The sequence below is a fragment of the Microbacterium sp. PRF11 genome, from assembly GCF_031844085.1.
GTDB lineage: Bacteria > Actinomycetota > Actinomycetes > Actinomycetales > Microbacteriaceae > Microbacterium.
The window spans coordinates 124617-144440 of sequence record NZ_JAUZUP010000004.1 but is presented as its reverse complement, the minus strand read 5'-3'; the positions used below and the strand labels follow the sequence as shown (position 1 = coordinate 144440).

17 protein-coding genes are annotated in these 19824 nt (G+C 68.4%); 14 read left to right on the top strand and 3 right to left on the bottom strand.

The features are described from left to right. Positions 1-99: 99 nt before the first annotated feature. The 6 genes from Q9R20_RS12065 (at position 100) to Q9R20_RS12040 (ending at position 6572) form a co-directional block, all read left to right on the top strand. Entirely contained in the window at positions 100-1605 is a 1506-nt protein-coding gene (locus tag Q9R20_RS12065) for a polysaccharide biosynthesis tyrosine autokinase (protein WP_311249567.1), read from the top strand. A 460-nt stretch (positions 1606-2065) separates the two neighbouring features. Beyond that, the gene (locus tag Q9R20_RS12060; protein WP_311249566.1) at positions 2066-3511 is read left to right on the top strand and encodes a DUF4012 domain-containing protein; all 1446 of its coding nucleotides are present in this window, start codon (positions 2066-2068) and stop codon (positions 3509-3511) included. A gap of 230 nt (positions 3512-3741) precedes the next feature. After that, positions 3742-4332, top strand: coding sequence for an LPXTG cell wall anchor domain-containing protein (locus Q9R20_RS12055; RefSeq protein WP_311249565.1), 591 nt, complete (start codon positions 3742-3744; stop codon positions 4330-4332). A 131-nt stretch (positions 4333-4463) separates the two neighbouring features. After that, positions 4464-4952, top strand: coding sequence for a hypothetical protein (locus tag Q9R20_RS12050; protein WP_311249564.1), 489 nt, complete (start codon positions 4464-4466; stop codon positions 4950-4952). Positions 4953-5001: 49 nt separating this feature from the next. Beyond that, a complete protein-coding gene (locus tag Q9R20_RS12045; protein ID WP_311249563.1) occupies positions 5002-5934 on the top strand; it encodes an SMP-30/gluconolactonase/LRE family protein in 933 nt (310 codons plus the stop codon). Next, a complete protein-coding gene (locus Q9R20_RS12040) occupies positions 5931-6572 on the top strand; it encodes an SUMF1/EgtB/PvdO family nonheme iron enzyme (RefSeq protein WP_311249562.1) in 642 nt (213 codons plus the stop codon). The genes Q9R20_RS12045 and Q9R20_RS12040 overlap by 4 nt, the downstream gene beginning before the upstream one ends. 158 nt (positions 6573-6730) lie before the next feature. Here the strand turns inward: Q9R20_RS12040 and Q9R20_RS12035 are convergent, their stop codons facing one another. Further along, positions 6731-7162 carry a MarR family winged helix-turn-helix transcriptional regulator gene (locus Q9R20_RS12035; protein WP_295835816.1) on the bottom strand — a complete coding sequence of 144 codons (432 nt, stop codon included), beginning with the start codon at positions 7160-7162 and terminating at the stop codon, positions 6731-6733. Positions 7163-7273: 111 nt separating this feature from the next. Between Q9R20_RS12035 and idi the strand changes: the two genes are divergently transcribed. The 7 genes from idi to Q9R20_RS12000 are packed head-to-tail and all read left to right on the top strand — an operon-like array spanning position 7274 to position 12948. Further along, the gene (gene idi, locus Q9R20_RS12030; RefSeq protein WP_311249561.1) at positions 7274-7825 is read left to right on the top strand and encodes an isopentenyl-diphosphate Delta-isomerase; all 552 of its coding nucleotides are present in this window, start codon (positions 7274-7276) and stop codon (positions 7823-7825) included. Continuing rightward, a complete protein-coding gene (locus tag Q9R20_RS12025) occupies positions 7822-8889 on the top strand; it encodes a polyprenyl synthetase family protein (protein WP_311249560.1) in 1068 nt (355 codons plus the stop codon). The genes idi and Q9R20_RS12025 overlap by 4 nt, the downstream gene beginning before the upstream one ends. Further along, positions 8886-9755 (top strand): squalene/phytoene synthase family protein, encoded by an 870-nt coding sequence (locus Q9R20_RS12020; protein ID WP_311249559.1) that lies wholly within the window; start codon positions 8886-8888, stop codon positions 9753-9755. The genes Q9R20_RS12025 and Q9R20_RS12020 overlap by 4 nt, the downstream gene beginning before the upstream one ends. Further along, the gene (gene crtI / locus Q9R20_RS12015; RefSeq protein ID WP_311249558.1) at positions 9752-11308 is read left to right on the top strand and encodes a phytoene desaturase family protein; all 1557 of its coding nucleotides are present in this window, start codon (positions 9752-9754) and stop codon (positions 11306-11308) included. The genes Q9R20_RS12020 and crtI overlap by 4 nt, the downstream gene beginning before the upstream one ends. Position 11309: 1 nt before the next feature. Beyond that, positions 11310-11747, top strand: coding sequence for a lycopene cyclase domain-containing protein (locus Q9R20_RS12010; protein ID WP_311249557.1), 438 nt, complete (start codon positions 11310-11312; stop codon positions 11745-11747). After that, a complete protein-coding gene (locus tag Q9R20_RS12005) occupies positions 11744-12061 on the top strand; it encodes a lycopene cyclase domain-containing protein (protein ID WP_311249556.1) in 318 nt (105 codons plus the stop codon). Before Q9R20_RS12010 ends, Q9R20_RS12005 begins: the two co-directional genes overlap by 4 nt. Beyond that, positions 12058-12948 carry a prenyltransferase gene (locus tag Q9R20_RS12000; protein WP_311249555.1) on the top strand — a complete coding sequence of 297 codons (891 nt, stop codon included), beginning with the start codon at positions 12058-12060 and terminating at the stop codon, positions 12946-12948. The genes Q9R20_RS12005 and Q9R20_RS12000 overlap by 4 nt, the downstream gene beginning before the upstream one ends. Before the next feature lie 350 nt (positions 12949-13298). Here Q9R20_RS12000 and Q9R20_RS11995 read toward each other — a convergent pair whose 3' ends face one another. Then, complete coding sequence (locus Q9R20_RS11995; RefSeq protein ID WP_311249554.1) at positions 13299-16262, bottom strand: UPF0182 family protein; 2964 nt, start codon at positions 16260-16262, stop codon at positions 13299-13301. Positions 16263-16305: 43 nt separating this feature from the next. Beyond that, the gene (locus Q9R20_RS11990) at positions 16306-17436 is read right to left on the bottom strand and encodes a S16 family serine protease (protein WP_311249553.1); all 1131 of its coding nucleotides are present in this window, start codon (positions 17434-17436) and stop codon (positions 16306-16308) included. A 126-nt stretch (positions 17437-17562) separates the two neighbouring features. Between Q9R20_RS11990 and Q9R20_RS11985 the strand changes: the two genes are divergently transcribed. Continuing rightward, positions 17563-19062, top strand: coding sequence for a zinc-dependent metalloprotease (locus Q9R20_RS11985; RefSeq protein WP_311249552.1), 1500 nt, complete (start codon positions 17563-17565; stop codon positions 19060-19062). Positions 19063-19824: the final 762 nt, after the last annotated feature.

Here is a 19824-nt window from a genome sequence, read left to right as displayed (position 1 = left end):
ATTATTTCGGCCCGACACCGGATCGAAACAATGCGTGTGTCAGACTAATGACGATTTTCCGAGCGAGGACCACAGGTCGTCGCGTCTTCGAGAGGCACCATGGAGCTCAGCGACTACGTCCGCATTCTTCGAAAGAACTGGCTCGTGATCGTGTTGACGACCCTCGTTGGGCTCGGAGCCGCGACAGCGTACACATTCACGCGGGTCCCAACCTACGAGTCGTCAAGCACGGTCTTCGTCTCCACCCAGGCCGGGAGCACCACCGCCGAGCTGCAACAGGGGTCCGTATTTGCTCAGGCGCGCATAAATACGTATGTGGGACTAGTTCAGACCCCCGCGGTGCTGAACCCGGTCATTGGCCGACTGGGCCTGGAGGAAACGCCCGAGGTTTTAGCGACTCACGTGACGGCAACGGCCAGCTCCAATTCGACACTGATAACGCTCACCGTTACCGACACAAGCGCTTCGCAGGCTGCGGCCGTCGCTAACGAGGTAGCTGCGAGCCTAGCGACGGTGGTGCCGCAGCTCGAACCTGCCGGCGCTGATGGCAACAGCACAGTGCGAATCAGCCGTGTCCGCGATGCTCAGCCCGCCGTCCACGCCGCGACACCAAACATCCCCCTGAACCTTGGTCTAGGACTCCTCGTTGGCTTCGCGATCGGCATCGCCACCGCTGTGCTTCGAACGGCACTCGACAACCGAGTGCGCACTCCGAGGGATGCCGAAAATGCCACAGGCGCCCCCGGCATTGGCTCAATTGCCTTCGATGCGAAAGCTAAGGAACGACCGTTGATCGTGCACGCGGATCCCCTAAGTCCACGTGCCGAATCGTTCCGCGCGCTCAGAACAAACCTTCAGTTCCTCGACATGGGTGGGCGGTCGAGCTTTGTCGTGACCAGTTCCGTCCCAAGCGAAGGCAAGTCGACAACGACAATCAACCTGGCCATCGCTCTCGCTGATGCAGGCAAGCGCGTCGCCTTGGTGGATGCGGACCTCAGAAAGCCAAAGGTTGCTGAGTACTTGAGCATCGAAGGAGGCGCTGGTCTCACAGACGTCCTGATCGGACGTGCCGAAGTGAACGACGTTATGCTCCCTTGGGGAGGCCGGAGCCTCTACGTTCTGCCCGCAGGCAAGATCCCCCCAAATCCAAGCGAGTTGCTGGGTTCGCATCGTATGAGTGAGCTCCTAGCGAGACTCGAGGAGCAGTTCGACGTCGTTCTATGCGACGCACCTCCGCTACTCCCGGTCACAGACGCCGCCATCCTTGGTCGCGCTACGAGCGGCGCCCTCATGGTGATTGCTGCGGGGCGCACGACAAAGCGTCAGCTGGAAGCTGCGAGTGAAGCCCTCAAGACCGTCGACGCAAAGGTGGCGGGTTCGGTCATGTCCATGGTGCCGACGCGCGGACCGGACTCTTACTACGCGTCCTACGGCTACGGCTACACGTATAGGTACGGGGATCCAGTTGCGAATCCCCGTCGAGCCAAGAAGCTGAAGATCAGGGACGCTGACACCCGCCCGGTCACATCAGCTGAGTCCGCCCTTGATGAGCTGGGGTTCAAATCCCGGCGGACCGCGCGGGAAACGGACAGCGAAACTTTCTGATGCAGACCGCGTATTCACGCGTCTTTTAGGCCCGGCAAGATTGACGAGGCGACTTATGCCAGAAGAAGTGACGGGTAGATCAGGCTCAAAGCTGCAGAGCGGTGATAGCCGTATGGGTGTTCTTCGAGGGCAGAATTTAGTCCTTTGGTGTGCAGCCGCAGTCGTCATCACCGGACTCGTGCTTATCGGCTGGCTCGCCGTCAGGGGCACGTTGGCAGTCCAGCAACTGCAGATAGTACGAGCGCAGGCCTCAGCCGTATCGGCTGATATTGCGTACTCCCCCCAGGACCAAGGACGGGCGTTGGAGCGAGCCGCGGAAGCGGCCTTAGCAGCTAGAGATTTGACTTCTGACCCCATATGGGAGGCATCGCGGGGCCTTCCATGGGTGGGACCCCAGCTCGAAGCTCTGAGCATCATCTCTGCATCGACTAGTGAAGTGTTGAACGATAGTGTCCTGCCGTTGCTGACCAAAACGTCGGAGAGTACGTTCGACGCCTTGCGACCCACCGCCGGTTCCATCGACGTCATTGCCGTGCAGGATTTGTCGGGCCTAGTTACCGATGCCGCCGCAAGCGCGCTGAGGGCGGCGAATGCCATCAAGAACGTAGATCGAACGCCCCTGATTGGCGTCGTGTCAGCTGGTGTCGATCAAGTTGACGCGACATTACAGAAGCTGGCGGGGACACTTGACTCTGTCTCTCGGTCAACGCAGCTGTTGCCTCAAATGCTCGGGAAGGACGGCGACCGAACTTATTTGCTGCTGGTCCAGAATAATGCTGAATGGCGATCCCTGGGAGGCATTACGGGGTCGACCATGCTGCTTCGCGCAAGGCACGGTTCTTTTTCACTCGCGACCGCGGAGCCTGCGTCATCGCTGTCCAGCGGCGTAACCGCGCCCCTGGTGCGTCTGCCTGACGACGCCCTCGACATATATGGGGCCGCTCCCGCCGTGTACTTCCAAAATCTTACGCAACTGCCAGATTTCACCGTCGGTGGGCGCATTGCGCGTGACATGTACCGCGTGCGGACGGGTGTCCAGGTGGACGGCGTCATCGTGATTGACCCGATCGCTCTGTCCTACCTATTGCAGGCCAGCGGTCCCGTCAGGCTTCCGGATGGTGAGCAACTCACGTCGCGCAATGCGCCCGGGCTGTTGATGAACGAGGTTTACCTGCGCTATAAAAATCCGGCCGACCAAGATGCCTTCTTCTCGTCCGCGGCTCAATCGATCTTTTCATCCTTCCTCAATGGAGGGGGAGACACAGCGAGCACGTTGTCTGCAATCTCGCGAGCTGTCAACGAACGACGGATATTGGTCTGGTCGGCGGATTCTGCTGAGCAGGCTCTCATCGCTGGAACACCCTTGGCGGGTGAACTGCCGTCTAGCGACAGCAGAACTTCCCGTTTCGGGGTTTTCCTCAACGACGGCACGGGTTCAAAGATGAGCTATTACGTCAAACCAGATGTGCAGCTGAGTTGGGGGCAATGTGGCGGAGGCCTCGGCGACACCCCTCACGAACTTACTCTGACGCTAACGCTGACGAATACAGCGCCAACCGACGCCGAAAGGACGCTGCCGCCTTACATCACGGGGAATGGTGCCTACGGCATCGCTCCCGGCAGCGTGTCGATCGTTCCCAATCTCTACCTACCGCCGGGTTACCAGGTCGCCTCATCGACGACGTCGGATGGCACATCCTTCGTTCCCGGCGCTCTCGAGGGCCGCACCGTCCTGACATACGGTTTCGTCGTGCAGCCACAATCCTCCGTGTCCCTCACTGTGGTCGTGCAGGCACGTACCAGCGCATCGAAGGCCGAGGCGTTCGTGACGCCCACAGCTGACACGACACTGAATCCAACCGTCGCCGCGGAGTGTGAGAGGGTTCCCGCCGCGACGCTCGAGTGACCCGTATTTTCACTCGAGTTTTCACCCGAGCTGGGCCACGGCTGCGCGGAGGCAAAAATTTACGTGACGGAAACCCAGCCAATTTGCTGTCAGGCGCTCACCTAGGCGATACTCAGAACGCTCTCAGAAATCACCCACCGCTGTACTGTTGTCCTCCCCTTGCATTCAACGGGATAGCACGAACGCGGACCACCAATCCACCGGTAGCCCGGATTCGAAAGCAGGCAACTATGAAGCTCAACCTCAAGAAGGCAGCGGCAACGTCCGTGGTCGCAGGTGCGCTGCTTCTCGCAGCACCCGTCGCAGCTCAGGCCGCCACACAGGCGCCCACGTACCCGCCCAGCAACCCCAGCACCGTGGTCATCGAGATCACGGAGAGCGGGCCGGTGCCGGTGCCGGGCTTTGCCGCCAACGTCGACGCTACGGCCCAGCTGTCCGGTCGAGGCATCGGTCCCGGCAGCCTCGCGACGGCCAATCTCCCCGTCACCTCGACGAGCATCACGAAGAAGACTGACGCCAATGGCGCTGTGACCTTCAACGTGACTCTCCCCGACAACCCGTCGGGGCCCTACACTCTCGCGGTAACCGGCGCGCGCGCCGACGGCAGCGTCGGCACCGACACCACGGTCGTCGGCAGCGGCAGCGGCAGCGGCTCGAGCGGCAGCACCAACGCCAGCGGCAGCAACTCCCTCCCCGCCACGGGTATGGACGCCAACTCGCTCCTCGGTTTCTGGGTCGGCGGTGGCGCTCTCGTCCTCGCCGGCGCAACGGTCGCCGTGGCCACGACGGTTCGCCGCAACCGCCAGGGCACCAAGGCCTGACGCAGCCGCGTCTCGCGAGGGGCGCCGTCGACTCCGGTCGACGGCGCCTCTTTCCGTTTCGCGGCGGCGGGTGCCGGCATCCACTCGTCAACCCTCCCCTGCGGTGAATTCCTCGCCGGTTCACTCGAAGAATGCACACGACCACCACCGCGCCGCTCGACAATGACGGACGACACGGAGACGACCCGCCTGTCCTGCCTTTCACGCACATGTGGACCGGGCTCGACGGAAAGAGCCGGCTCGACGAATCCGTGATGCGCGGCTTCGGGCTGCAGAGCGTCGGCGGGGGCGCCGATCCGCAATGGATGCGGCCGTTTCCCGGCGAGGTCACCGCGGTGATGTTCGCGGCATTGCCGGTCGGATGGGTGGGTCAGTGGCATCCCTCTCCACACCCGCAGTGGGTGATTCCGCTGCGTGGGCGGTGGTTCCTCGAGACGCAGGACGGATCGCGCGTCGAGATGGGTCCGGGCGACATCCACTTCGGGCAGGACACCGAGACCGCCGAGATCGACGGCCGCGAAGGACACCTCTCCGGAACCATCGGCGACGAACCCTGCCTGCAGGTGCTCATCCAGTTCGCCGACTCGCCCGCGGCACCCACGCCTCACCCCTTCGGGTGAGCGCGTCAACCCGGCTCCGGGGTCTTCGCAGAGCCGATTGACTGGACGCATGCCCCACCACCCCGCGCGCATCCCTCTCGACGGACAGATCCTGCAGGGACCCCGCTCCCCCGAGCCGGTCGACGTCGCCCCGCCGCGCCGGTGGGACGACCGCCTCGCCCAGGTGCTGCCCGCGTCGTCTCGGCTGGTGTCGCTGTACGCCGACGCGACGTGGGCCGAGGGTCCCGTGTGGTGGCCCGCCGAGAGCGCGCTCGTCTTCAGCGACGTCATCGGCCGGCGCACCCTCGCCTGGCGGGAGGACGGCAGCATCATCACCGTGCGCGACCGCTCCAACTTCGCCAACGGCAACGCGATGGATGCCGAGGGCCGCCTCGTGCAGTGCGAGCACGGCCGCCGTGGCATCAGCCGCACCGACGAGAACGGCACCGAGCTGCTCGTGGACGCGTTCGAGGGCGAGCCCCTCAACTCCCCCAACGACCTCGTCGTGGCCTCCGACGGAGCGATCTGGTTCACCGACCCCACCTACGGCATCTCCGACCCGCGCGAGGGCTACCCCGCCGACCCCGCCCTCCCCCACCACAGCGTCTACCGCTGGCGCGAGGACGAGGGCCTGCGGCGCATGATCGACCTCGACCAGCCCAACGGCCTCGCCTTCAGCCGCGACGAACGCATCCTTTACGTCGCCGAATCGAACGCCGACGGGCTCCCCCGCGTCGTCGCGTGCACCTGGGACGGCGAGAACCTCGGCGCCCCGACCTTCTTCGCGGGAGTGGATGCCGGCATCCCCGACGGCTTCGCCGTCGACAGCCGCGGGTGGCTCTGGATCTCGAGCGAAGCCGGCGTGATCATCGTCGACGAGACCGGGGCGCGCCTCGGCGTCATCCCCACCCCGCACGTGGTGAGCAACTGCACCTTCGACGCTGACGAAAAGCGCCTGTTCATCACCGGCGACAGCGACCTGTGGATGGTGGAGCTCGCGTGAGCGACGTCGAGATGGCACGCATCCCCGCGGGGAGCGTGCTGCGCGGCGACCAGCGCGGACCCGACCGACGTGAGATCGTCGTCGACGCCTTCGAGATCGCCGTCTACCCCATCACGCAGGAGCAGCTCTCCGAGCTGCTCGGCATCCCGGGATCGCACCCGCGGCGCCCGGCGACCCACCTCAGCTGGCTCCGCGCCATCCGCCTGTGCAACGCGCTGAGCGAGTGGGAGGGCCTCGACCCGGTCTACTCGTTCGACGGAGAGGTCGTCGACGGGGATGCCGACGCCGACGGGTTCCGCCTCCCCACCGAAGACGAGTGGGAGTACGCGTGCCGTGCCGGTTCGGAGGGCGCCGCCTTCGGCCCCGTGCGGGAGGTCGCGTGGACCGCGGCCGACGGCGTCGGTCACCCCTCCGACGTGGGTGCTCGGCTGCCCAATCTGCACGGGCTCTTCGACACGCTCGGCAACGTGTGGGAGTGGTGCTTCGACCCGTACGACCCCGAGGGCGAAAGCGACGCGCGGGTGTTCCGCGGCGGCGGGTGGTCGGATGCGCCCGCCATGGTGCGCGCGGCGGCACGGCGGGGTGGGCGGCCGCGGGACGCGTTCGACGACGTCGGGGTGCGTGTGGCGCGGGGGTGAGGCGCAGGGGTGGTGGCGGTGGCTTCGACAGGCTCAGTCACCTCAGTTGCGGCTCAGCCACCTCGGGTGGGGCTCGGGGGCTTCGACAGGCTCAGCCACCTCGCTTGCGGGCGCAGCCGCCTCGCGGAGGGCGCAGCCGCCTCGCGGGGGGTGCGGGGTCAGTCGGTGGTGGTGATCGACTCGGTGAGCTGGTCGAGGAAGTCGACGATCGTCTCCAGCTGCGCGTCGTCGAAACCGGCGGCGACCTGACGCATGGCGGCGAGGTGCACGCCGAAATGCCGGAAGAACTCGCGACGCGACTTGTCGGTCAGCACCACGACGCGAGCACGCCCGTCGGAGGGGTGCGGCCGACGCTCGAGATGACCGGACTTCTCGAGCCGGTCGATGAGCTTCGTTGTCGACGCGGTCGAGATGCGCAGGTGCGTCGCGACATCGTGCGGACTGACCATCTGCCCGCGGTGCTCGCGGATGGTCAACATGCGCAACGTCGCGAGGTCGCTGGCGTTCATGTCCATGTCGCCCTTCATGCCGCTGTTCATGCGGTCGAGGGCGTCGCCGAGGGTCTGCACCGACCGCAGGGTGTCGGTCACGGCCGTTCTTTTATCAGAGGTCGAGACCACTTCTGCCACAGTGGACACCCCCTTTCCGCGTCGGTATAGTCGGGCTCACATCGCTAGCTAAACTAGCAAACAGGAGGCACGATGAGCGAGACCGAGTATGTCGTCCTCCTGGACGATTTCGGGAACGAGATCGGCACGGCACTCAAGGCCGACGTCCACGGTACCGACACCCAGCTGCATCTCGCGTTCTCGTGCCACGTGATGAACAGCGCGGGCCAGGTGCTCGTCACCCGCCGCGCGCTGCACAAGAAGACCTGGCCCGGCGTCTGGACCAACTCGTTCTGCGGCCACCCGGGCCCCGCCGAACCCGTGCTCTCCGCCGTGCACCGCCGCGCCGAGTTCGAGGTGGGCCTGACCGTCCGCGACCTCGAACTCGCCCTCCCGCTCTTCCGCTACCGCGCGGTCGACGCCTCCGGCATCGTCGAGCACGAGATCTGCCCCGTCTACATCGCCCGCACCGACGACGAGCCGCAGCCCAACCCCGACGAGGTCGCCGAGTACCGCTGGGTCGACCCCCTCGATCTGGCCGCGTCGCTCGAGGCCACCCCGTGGGCGTTCAGCCCCTGGCTCGTGCTGCAGGCGCAGCAACTCCACCTCTTCGAGACCCCACCCGCCGTGAGGAGAGCCTCGTGATCATCCTTCCCGCCGCCCCCACTGCCCGCGAAGAGATCGAAGACGCGATCGAGACCGCCCTCGAGCGCCTCGAGCACCGCATGATCTCCCAGGGCGAAGGCGCCCGGGCCCTGGCATCCGCGATCCGCCGCGCCACCACCGGCGGAAAGCGCTTCCGCCCGCTTCTCGTCGCCGCCGCATACGACACGCTCGACGGCGACGCCGTGCCCCTGTCGGGCCTGTACCAGGTGGCCGCGGCCTTCGAACTGCTGCACACCGCGTTCGTCGTGCACGACGACGTGATCGATCACGACCTCGAGCGCCGCGGCATCCCGAACATCAGCGGCGAGTTCCGCCAGCGCGGAATCGACAAGGGCGCCGACGACCACGGCGCAGCGCTCCTCGGCGATGCCGCGGGCATCCTCGCCGGCGACCTGCTGCTGCACGAGGCCGGACGCCTCGTCGCCCTCGCCGACATCCCCGCCAAGATGCGCGCCACGCTCATGACCCTCGTCGAAGACGCCGTGCTCGTCTCGGCCGCGGGAGAGCTCGCCGACGTCGAGAACGCCGTCTCGGCCGGCGACGTCGACCCCATGACCGTTCTCAAGGCCACGCGCGACAAGACCGCCGTCTACTCGTTCTCGGCGCCGTTGCAGGCCGGAGCCGTCATGGCCGACGCCGACGACGCCGTGCAGCACGCGCTCGAGCGCTTCGGCGAACGCCTCGGCCTCGCCTACCAGCTCATCGACGACCTCATCGGCGCCTTCGGTTCCACCGCCGTCTCGGGCAAAGACGAGGGCTGCGACCTCCGCGAGGCCAAGAAGACGCACCTCATCTCGCTCGCCCGCGAGACCGAGAACTGGCCCGAGGTCAGCGAGGCGCTCGCGCAGGCGCACACCGGCCCCGTGGCCATCCGTGCCGCGCAGGCCGCGCTCTCGGCATCCGGAGCCCGCCTCGCCCTCGAACGCCTCGTCTACGACACGCTCGAGGAGGCGACCCTCATCGTCACCGGATCGACCCTGCCCTCGCCGTGCCAGATGATGCTGCTCGACCTCGTCGACTCCGTCACGGAGCGCGTTCCGTGAGCACGGCTCCCACGGGCCTCGAACTCTATTCGCAGACGGCCGACGACGCCGCGGCCGCCGTCATCAACCGCTACTCCACCTCGTTCGGCATCGCGGCGCGCCTGCTCGGCCCGCGCCCCCGCCCGCACGTGCGCAACATCTACGCCCTCGTACGCGTCGCCGACGAGATCGTCGACGGACCCGCCCACGACGCAGGGCTCACCCCCGAGCGGGAACGCGAGGTGCTCGACGGTCTCGAGGCCGAGGTTCGGGATGCCATCGCCACCGGCTTCAGCGCCAACCTCGTCGTGCACGCCTTCGCACGGACCGCGCGCCAGTGCGGCATCACCGACGAGCTGATCGCGCCGTTCTTCGCATCGATGCGCACCGACATCGACACCGCCGCCCACGACGACCTGTCGCACGACGCGTACGTCTACGGCTCGGCCGAGGTCGTCGGGCTCATGTGCCTCCAGGTGTTCCTCAACGCCGGGATGTCGGCCCCCGCCCGCCCGGCCGCCGACCTCGTCGACGGCGCCCGCCGGTTGGGCGCGGCCTTCCAGGACGTCAACTTCCTGCGCGACCTCGACGACGACGCCGACCGCCTCGGCCGCGACTACCTCGACGGCGCCGCCGACGACGACCGCCGCGTCGCTGTGCTCGACCGGATCGACGCCGACCTCGCCGCCGCGGCATCCGTGATCCCCCACCTGCCGCCCGACTGCCGCGCCGCCGTGACCACCGCTCACGACCTGTTCGCCGAACTGTCGCGCCGCCTTCGCCTCTCGCCCGCGGGAGCGCCCCGCGTGCGCGTCCCCGACGGCGTCAAAGCCACCCTCGCCGCCCGTGCCCTCCTCGGGCGTCCACCGAAAGGTCCCCGCCCATGAGCGCCCAGCGCATCGTCGTCGTCGGAGGCGGAATCGCCGGTCTCGGCACCGCCGCCCTGTTGGCCGACCGCGGCCACGACGTCCAGCTCTTCGAAGCGCGCGACGCGCTCGGCGGACGCGCCGGATCGTGGGAGGCCGACGGCTTCCGCTTCGACACCGGCCCCAGCTGGTACCTCATGCCCGAGGTGTTCGACCACTTCTTCCGTCTGCTTGGCACCAGCGCCGACGAGCAGCTCGACCTCGTCCGCCTCGACCCGGCCTACCGCGTCTTCGGCCCTCCCGGGAAGGGCGAGCCGATCGACATCGTCTCGGGCCGCGAGGCCGCACGTGCACTGTGGGAGAAGCACGAGCCCGGCTCGGGCGACAAGCTGCTCGCGTACCTCGACTCCGCGAAGGACGCCTACGAGCTCTCGACGTCGAAATTCCTCTACGACCCGTACTCGTCGACGAAGGGACTGCGCGACCCCTCGCTGGTCAAGCGCCTGCCCACGCTCATCCCGCTGCTCACCCGCTCGCTGTGGAAGCGCATCACCAGCGACTTCCACAACCCGCGGCTGCAGCAGATCCTCGCCTACCCGGCGGTGTTCCTCGGCGGCTCCCCCTTCGAGGTGCCGAGCCTGTACCACCTCATGAGCCACCTCGACCTGGGCGACGGCGTGCTCTACCCCCGCGGCGGCATGACCGAGATCATCAAGGCCATCGAACGGCTCGCGCGCGAGCGCGGCGTGCAGATCGAGGCGTCCTCGCCCGTCGAGGCGATCATCACCGAAGCCGGCACCGCGCGCGGAGTGCGTCTCGCCGACGGCCGGGTCATCGCGGCGGATGCCGTGGTCTCGGGCGCCGACCTGCACCACACCGAGAACCACCTGCTCGAAGAGAAGGACCGCCAGTACCCCGAGAAGTGGTGGGACGACAAGGTGCCGAGCCCCGGTGCCCTGCTGCTGCTGCTCGGCGTGAAGGGCGAGCTCCCCCAGCTCACCCACCACACGCTGCTGTTCACCGACGACTGGCACACCAACTTCGACAACATCTTCGGCGAGAACAAGCGCATCCCCGACCCCGCGTCGATCTACATCTGCCGCCCCAGCGCCACCGACGACTCCGTCGCGCCCGAGGGCCACGAGAACCTCTTCGTGCTCGTCCCCGTGCCCGCCGACCCCGACAGCGGCCGCGGCGGCGTCTCGGGCGCCGGCGACGACCGCATCGAGAAGGCCGCGGACCGCGTCATCGCGCAGATCGGCGAGTGGATCGGCATCCCGGACTTCGCCGAACGCATCGTTGTTCGCCGCACGATCGCGCCGGAGGACTTCAAGGAAGACCTGCACGCCTGGCACGGCAACTCGTTGGGACTCGCGCACACCCTCAATCAAAGCGCGATCTTCCGCCCCAAGAACCGCTCGCGCAAGGTCGACAACCTGTACTACGCGGGAACGTCGGTGCTGCCCGGGATCGGCCTGCCCATGTGCCTCATCTCGGCCGAGCTCGTCGTCAAGCGCATGACCGGCGACAAGACCCCCGGCCCCCTGGCGGAACCCGCGCGCGCGGCGGTCTGACATGCCGGGGATCTACCTCGGCGCGATCCTCTTCTCGTTGACCGGCATGATGCTGATCGACTGGAAGTACTCGCTCGCGCTGCGGGTCGCTCCGGCGCGCACCGTCGTCGCGGTCCTCGTGGGCACGGCGTTCTTCCTCGCGTGGGACCTCGTCGGCATCGTCACGGGCGTGTTCGTCAAGGGCGAGAGCCCGCTGTTCGTCGGCGTGGTCCTCGCACCACACCTGCCGCTCGAGGAGATCTTCTTCCTGCTGTTCCTGAGCTACCTGGCCGTGGTGATGTTCGCCGTGTTCGAGCGGCGGGCGGTGGCTCGGGGGCGTCGGGGCTCGGGTGGCGCCGAGGATTCTGGCGGGGCTTCGGGGGGCGCCGGGGCTTCGGGTGTCGCCGGGGCGTCCGGTGCCGCGGGGGCGTCGGATGCCGAGGGGCGGCGGCGCTCATGACCTACCCGTTGATCGTGCTGCCGTTCGTCGTCGTGACGGTGCTCGTGACCCTCGCGACGGTGAGGCGTCCACGGTTCCGTGAGCGCATGGCATCCTCGGGGCTCACCGCCCTCGTGCTCGTGGGCCTCACTCTCGTGTTCGACAACCTCATGATCGCCGTCGACCTGTTCTCGTATCCTCAGGAGCATCTCAGCGGCCTGAAGCTGGGGCTCGCCCCGATCGAGGACTTCGCCTATCCCCTGTGCGCGGCGTTCCTCGTGCCGGCCGTGTGCACGCTGCTCTCCGCTCCCCCGTCCCCGAAGGATGCCGCATGACCCTCCCCGCCCTCACCCCCGGGCGCATCGTCCGGGAGCTGTTCGTCTCGTCGCGTCCGGTGAGCTGGATCAACACGGCGTTCCCCTTCGCCGCCGCCTACCTGCTGACCACGCGGCAGATCGATGCGCCACTGATCGTCGGCATCCTGTTCTTCCTCGTGCCGTACAACCTCGCGATGTACGGGGTGAACGACGTGTTCGACTACGAGTCCGACCTGCGCAACCCCCGCAAGGGCGGCACGCACGGCGCCGTGCTTGACAAGCGCATGCACCCCATCACGCTGTGGGCGTCGGCGCTGACGTGCCTGCCGTTCGTGGTGTACCTCGTGATCATCGGGTCGCCGCTGTCGTGGCTGGTGCTGGCGCTGAGCCTGTTCTTCGTCGTGTTCTACTCCGCGCCCCCGCTGCGGCTCAAGGAGCGGCCGTTCGCCGACTCGATGACCAGCAGCATCCACTTCTTCTCGCCCGCCGTGTACGGTCTCGTGCTGGCCGGGGCCGTGTGGACGCCGCAGCTGGTGTTCGTGCTCGTGGCGTTCGCGCTGTGGGGCATCGCCTCGCACGCCTTCGGTGCCGTGCAGGACGTCGAGGCCGACCGCGCCGCCGACATCTCGTCGATCGCCACCGCCCGCGGAGCCCGGTGGACCGTCCGCTTCGCGCTCGTCGCGTACGCCCTGGCCGGCGTGGCCATGCTGTTCACCGCGTGGCCGGGGCCGCTGGCGGCGGTGCTCGTCGTGCCGTACCTCGTCGTGTGCTGGCCCTACCGGAACGTGACGGATGCCGACAGCGACCGCGCCACCGCCGGCTGGAACCGTTTCCTGTGGTTGAACCAGATCGCGGGGTTCGGCACGACGATGCTGCTGATCTGGTGGTGGTTCCTCAGCGCGTGAGGCGTGGCGGTGTTCTCCGCGGCGTCGGGGCCGCGCCGCCCGGGGTTTCTGTGGGTTGAGTGTCCAAGACACCCGGACGTTTTCGGAACGCGTCCGGGTGTTCTGGACGCTCGACGGGGGCGCGGGATGCGGCGTGTCTTGGACACTCGACGGGGAGAGGCGCGGGCGATAGCGATGCGCGGGGAGGGGCGCGGGCGATAGCGATGCGCGGGGAAACGCGCGGCGGAACGTCAGTGACGCCGGCACCCCGCGCAAGCGGCGGAACGTCAGCGACGCCGGCGCCCGCGCAAGCGGCGGAACGACGACGCCGGCGCCCCGCGCGAGCGGAGCGCCGGCGTCGGCGGAGCGTGTCAGCCCGCGGGCGTGGCGTCGGTGCCGGGGGTCGACTCGGACGTCGAACCGGAGTTCGCCCCGCCCTGGCCCTGGGCCTCGAGGTCGAGCAGGCGCTGGACGGCCGCGGTGAGGCGGGCATCCTGAACGGCGAACTCCGCCAGGTCGCCGCTCGTCAGCGCTGCCTGGCGCGCCTGCAGCGCCGAGCTGGCCTCCTGCAGAGCCGCGGCGTAGTCGGCCGGAACGGTGACCGTGCCTCCGGTGTCGCCTCCGGTGGAGCCGCCCTCGCCCTGATCGGACGGGGTGACCGTCTCGTCTCCGGTGTTGGCGCCCGAGTCTCCGCCGAACAGCGTGTCGAGGGCCTCGCTGAGGGTGTTCTCGAACGCGATCTCGTTGCCGAAGGCCACGAGCACGCGCCGCAGCTGCGGGAGCTTCGTGTCACCCGACGACTGCACGAACACCGGCTGCACGTACAGCAGACCGCCACCGACCGGGAGCGTCAGCAGGTTGCCGTTGAGCACCTGCGACTGACCCTGCTGGAGGATGTTGATCTGCGACGAGACAGCCGTGTCGGAGTCGAAGGTGTTCTGCACCTGACCGGGGCCGGGGACGGTCGTCGCCGAGTCGATCACGAGCATGCGCAGACGCCCGTAGTCGTCGCGCTTCGTGCCCTGCTCGGCGCCCGCGTTGGAGTCGACCGCGAGGTAGCCGGTCAGCACGTTGCGCGCCTGACCGCCCTGGGATGCCGGGATGAAGCTCGTGAACATCGAGTAGCTCGGGTCGTCCTGACCGGGCATCTTCATCGTCAGGTAGTACGGCGGCTGGAAGGTCTGCGGGTCCTGCGGGTCGTTCGGCGTGGTCCACCGGTTGTCCTGGCGGTAGAACGACACCGCGTCGTCGACGTGGTAGACGCCGAGCATCGAGCGCTGCACCTTCATGAGGTCGGTGGGGTAGCGCACGTGGCTCATGAGGTCGGCCGACATGTCGCTCCAGGGCTTGAGCGACGACGGGTAGATGTTCTGCCACGCCTGCAGCAGCGGGTCCTGATCGTCCCACGCGTAGAGGTTCACCGAACCGTCGTAGGCGTCGACCGTGGCCTTGACCGAGTTGCGGATGTAGTTGATGTCATCCAGCGCGTAGGTCGGGGCCGGGTTGTTCGAGTCGGCGATCGCACGCGAGAGCGAGACGCTCGACGAGTACGGGTAGTTCGCGCTCGTGGTGTAGCCGTCGATGACCCACTTGATGCGTCCGTCGACGACCGTCGGGTACGGGTCGCTGTCGAGGGTCAGGTACGGGGCAACCTTCTGCACGCGCTCCTTGGGGTCGCGGTCGTACAGGATCTGCGAGTCCTCGTTCACGCTGTCGGAGAAGAGGATCTGCTCCGACTGGAACTTCAGCGCGTAGATGAGACGGTTGAAGACGTTGCCGACGCTCGGCCCGCCGTTGCCGGCGAAGGTCGTGCGCGTCTCGGTACCGCCGTCGGCGCCGAGCGGGTAGTCGAGCTCGATCGGGTCGGTGCCCTCGGGTGCGCCGACGATCGAGTACTGCGGCGAGCTCTCGCCGAAGTAGACGCGCGGCTCGTAGTTGAGGTCGGTGAGGAAGCCCGTGCCGGGGATGGCCTGCTCCAGGAACACCGGGTCGCCGTCGGCGGTGCGCTCGTTGCCGGCGGCCGCGACCATGCCGTAGCCGTGCGTGTAGACGAGGGTGGTGTTCTGCCACGACGCGGCGTCGCCGAGCTGACCGATGTTCAGCTCGCGCAGCGACACCACGGTGTCCTGCGTCTGACCGTTGATCGTGTAGCGGTCGACGTCGAGCGGGTTGGTGAACTGGTAGTAGGCGCGGTACTGCTCGAGCTGTCGGACGGTCGGGCCGATGATCGCCGGGTCCATGATGCGCAGCTGCGCGGTGGACTCGGCGTCGTTGCGCAGCTGACCGGCTTCGGCCTGGGTCGTCGCCTGGAAGTTCTCCTTCTCGACCCGGTCGATGCCGTAGGCGGCCTTCGTGCCGTCGAGGTTGCGCTGGTAGTACTGGCTCTCGAGGTTGAGCTCGTTCGGACGCACCTGGAACGTGGTGACCGCCCACGGGATGGCCGCACCCACCACGATCGCCGAGACGACCAGCAGCGCGGTGCCGATGAGCGGGTAGCGCCAGCGGCCCACGAACGCGGTGACGAAGAACGCCAGAGCGACGATGATCGCGGCGATGGCGAGGATGGTCTGACCGGGGATGACGGCGTTCGCGCCGACGTAGCCGGGACCGGTGATGCGCTCACCCGGCTCGACGAGCGTGCGGAAGCGGTCGAGCCACAGGCTCGCACCCTGCAGCAGCAGGTACACGCCGGCGAGGATGGCGAGCTGGATGCGCGCGGCCTTCGAGATGCGCAGCTCGCGCTGGCCGATGCGGACCGAGCCGTAGAGATACGACACCACGCCGGTGAGCAGCAGGCAGACCAGCACCACCGCGGAGGCGAACCCGAGGGCGGCCGCGTAGAACGGCATCCCGAACAGGTAGAAGCCGGTGTCGAGACCGAACTGCGGGTCGGTCACGCTCGTGGCGACGCCGTTGATCCACAGCCACGTGGTCTCCCACTGGGCGGAGGCGGCGAAACCGGCGAAGAAGCCGAAGAAGATCGGAATGCCCCACATCGCCAGGCGACGTAGCGGCTCGACGACCTCCTGGTAGCGGTCGAGCTGCGAGCTCAGCCGCGCGTACACCGGACGCAGGCGGTAGGCCAGCTGGATGACGCCCCACACCGGCACGGCCATCGCGAGGAAGCCCACGACGAACATGATCGTGCGTGCGATCCACTGGGTGGTCAGCACGCCGGTGAAGCCCAGTTGCGAGAACCACAACCAATCGGAGTACAGGTTCGCGAAGACGAAGAACGCCACGACGAGAGCGGCGATCACCGCCAACGTGATCGAGATGATCCGACGGGATCTGTTCGGCGGCGTGGCCTGGTTCGGCGCTGAGGTCGTGGTCACTCGACCATCCTAGGCGCGGCCTTCTCGGGGAAAGCCGTGAATGCTACGATCCCGAACCACACGTCGGCAGGGCGTCGAGGTCGCCTCCGTCGCGGATGGTCTCGAGCACGGTGAGCGACTGCTCGAGCGTGGCGGTGGAGAACACCCGGATGCCGTCGGGCACATGGCCCACGACCTCGTTGCAGTTCGCCTCGGGTGCCAGGAACCAGGTGGCACCGGCATCCCGAGCTCCGTAGAGCTTCTGACGGATGCCACCGATCGGGCCCACATTGCCGTCGGCGTCGATCGTGCCGGTGCCGGCGATGTGCTGACCGCCGGTGAGGTCGCCGGGGCTCATCTTGTCGATGATGCCGAGCGCGAACATCATGCCGGCGCTGGGGCCGCCCACATCGTTCAGCTGGATCGTGACGTCGACGGGGAGGTCGAACGAGACCACCAGCCCCACGCCGAGCAGGTACTGCTGCGTCCCGTCGCCGGCGTCGCTCGCCCGCGGGGTGACCTGCGCGGTGGACGCCTTGCCGTCGCGCTCGAAGCCCACCGTGACGGGGGCTCCGGCGGCATCCTGGACCGCGGAGCGAACGGCGTCGACACTGGTCGCGGCGACGCCGTCGATCGAGGTGATCACGTCGTTCTGCTGCAGGACCCCGGCCGAGGCGCCGGAGTCGTCGACCGACATGACGCCGATCTGCTGGGGAACGTCGTACCCGAGCTCGCGCAGGGCGGCGGCGCTGGCCTCGCGCTGGGAGTCGGTCATGAGGGCGGCGTTCTCGGTGTTGCGCTGCTCGGTGCTCTGACCGGCCGGGAAGATGCGGTCGATCGGCACGACCGCGCGCGACCGGTCGAACCACGCCATGGCCAGCTCGATCCACGACGGCGTGCGCTCGCGGTTGCCGCTGACCTGCACCGTCAGCAGGTCGAGCTGACCCGTGGTGGTGTCGTCGTCTTCGTTCGGCACCGAGATGAGCGGAACCTCCTGACCGTCGGCGTTCGTCGTGCTGCCGAGGGTGTTGTACACCGGGCCGGGCTGCTGGATGACGTATGCAGAGGGCACGAACGTCAGCACGAAGAGCATGAGGACCGCGAGCGTCAGCGACCAGACGCCGATGACCGTGCCGCGGCGCCACTTCTGTCGGGGTGCGGGCACGACGGAGACGTTCTCATCGAACAGGGTCACGGTCTCAATCCTTTGCCGGGTCGTTCGCGCGCGGCGTAAGCGGCGAGAGGCCGAGCCGACTGATGCGGGGAAGCGTGCGACTAGCGTAGAACCCGTTCCCCCAGACCTGGCTGAAAGGCGGCTGAAGTGGCAGACGACGACCGGAACCCCGAGGAGGAGTTCCAGGAGCTCATGCGTCGCCTCCTCTCGGGAGACGTCAGCGGCATCGACCCGGAGCAGCTCTCGCGGCTGTCGGGCATGCAGATCGACCCCGCGATGCTGCAGGCCGTCATGGCGCAGCTGCAGGGGGCCTTCAACGGCACGAGCGACGGCATCGACTGGAGCGTCACCGAGCGCCAGGCGCTGCACATCGCCAACCAGGACGGCCTGGGCGTCACCAGCGGCCAGCGCACCGACCTCGACCAGGCGTTCACCCTCGCGGGCCTGTGGCTCGGCGAGGCCACCACCATCTCCGACCTCCCCCGCCCGGCGCGCGCCGTCACCCGCGGCGCCTGGGTGAGCGCGACGCTGCCGGTGTGGCAGGAGCTCGCCGAGCCCGTCGCCACCAGCATCGCCGACGCGCTCACCGCCGCCCTGGGTCAGCAGGCTCCCGACGACATGCAGGAGATGATCGCCGGTGCCGGCCGTCTCATGCGCACCGTCGGCGGTTCGCTCTTCGCCACGCAGCTCGGTCAGGTCGTCGGCCGTCTTTCCACCGAGGTCGTGGGCGGCGGAGACGTCGGCATCCCCCTCATGCCCGACGGCGACGCCGCAATCCTCCCGCAGAACTTCGCCGACTTCGGCCGCGACCTCGAGATCCCCGACGACCAGCTGGCGCTGTACCTCGCCACCCGCGAGCTCGCGCACGCCCGGCTGTTCCGCCACGCGCGGTGGCTGCGCCTGCACGTCATCTCGCAGGTGCGCGACTTCGCCCACGGCATCCGCGTCGACACCGACGCCCTCGAGGAACTCGCCACGCGCTTTGACCCGTCGCAGCCCGACGAACTGCGCAGGGCGCTCGAGAGCGGTGCCCTGCTGCCGGAGCGCTCGGAGGAGCAGACCGCGGCCCTCACCCGCCTCGAGAACCTGCTCGCCACGATCGAGGGCTGGGTCGACGTCGTCACCGAGGACGCCACCTCGCGACTTCCCGCCGCGGCCCGCATCGCCGAGGCGGTGCGTCGACGCCGCGCGGTGGGCGGTCCCGCCGAGCAGGCGCTCGGCTCCCTCGTCGGCCTCGAGCTGCGCCCGCGCCGCATGCGCGAGGCGTCGGCCATGTGGCGCGCCGTCACCGACGCCGTCGGCGCCTCCGGCCGCGATGCGCTGTGGGACTACCCCGACCTCATGCCCACCTCGGAGGACATCGACGACCCGGCCGCGCTCATCGCCCGCCTGACCGCCGAGTCGCGCGGCGAGGCCGCTCCCTCCGACGCCATGGACGACGCGCTCGCCCAGCTGCTCGCGGAGGAGGCGGCCGCGTCCGAGCCCTCCGCCGGGTCCGGCTCCGCCGACGAGACTCCGGATGCCGCAGACGGCGCCGGATCTCCGGCGCAGGGCGACGGCTCGATCGATCCGGATGCGTCTCGCGACCGGCAGGGGTCCGGCGGCGACGACGACCAGGGTGCTCCGGGCGACCAGCGGCCGGTGTGATCGTACGAGAACGCCCGCGGGACGGTGTCCCGCGGGCGTTCTCCGTTTTCCGGAGATAGCGGCTCCTCCCCACGGCGGTGAGGGGATGCGGTGCTGGGGACAGCGGCATCCGGAACCGGCGGGGGCGACATGGCGGCTCCTCCCCACGGCGGGTAGGCGATGCGGCGCTGGGGACAGCGGCATCCGGAACCGGCGGGGGCGACATGATCGGGCGATGATCCGACTCGATTCCGCTCATCCCCCGCTCTGGCGTGAAGACGGGCGCGTGCAATTCGGTGCACCGGCCGTGGCCATCGCACCGATCGCCGCCCCTTGGGTCGATGTGGTCGTCGCCTCACTCGTCGGTGGGACCTCGCGCGCCGAGGTGCGGGCGCTCGCTCGACTGCACGGCGCAGCAGAGGGCGACATCGAGGCGTTCCTCGTCGCCGTCCTGCCCGCGTTGGCGCGACGCCATCGTCACGCGCCGATCGCCGTGCAGACGGCCGACGATCTGCCCGCCCGGGTGGTGCGCGCCGTGCTCGCGGCATTCGCCGCACGCACGCCGGTGCTGCACTGGGCGGGCGAGGCGACCGAGGCGGTTCCGGTGGGAACCCGCGTCGTGGTGCTCGCCGCGCACCGGGTGGACCCTCGGCGCGTGTCCGGGCTCATGCGCGACGACATCACTCACGCCCCGCTCGTGCTCGACGGCGCCAGCGCCACGATCGGCCCGGTCGTGGTCCCCGGCCGCACCGCCTGTCTCGCGTGTCTCGACGCCGCGCACCG